Annotated in this window: 1 protein-coding gene; it reads right to left on the bottom strand. The window is 75.4% G+C overall.

Translation table 11 applies throughout. The annotated features are described in order from the left end of the window. A partial coding sequence (locus AC5RUJ_RS18870) for an extracellular solute-binding protein (RefSeq protein WP_494156588.1) occupies positions 1-325 on the bottom strand: 325 nt, incomplete at both ends.

The raw sequence follows: 325 nt of genomic DNA, 5'->3' as shown, positions 1-325 counted from the left end.
GCCGAATCCCGCCGCCGCCAGGGCCCGCCGGCCTGCGTCCCCGGTCACGAGATCCACGAAGGCCTCGGCTGCCGCCGGGTTGTCCGCCCCCTTCAGGCCGACGATTGGGTAGGCGTTGACCGCCTGCCCGGCTTCGGGGATGGGGATGCCGCGGGCCTTGCCTCCGGCGCCCTGCACGTCCGTCGCATACACCAGGCCGGCGTCGGCCTGGCCGGAGAGCACCTTACCCAGGACGTCGGTGACCGACTGCTCTTCGCTGACCGCCGGGATGTGCACGCCGGCGGCGCGCTGGACGGCGGCGGCCGCGGCGCCGCAGGGAACCTGG

The sequence above is a fragment of the Arthrobacter sp. Y3223164 genome (genome assembly GCF_059091005.1).
Note: the sequence above shows the minus strand (reverse complement) of the source record. Positions and strands in the feature narration are given on the sequence as shown.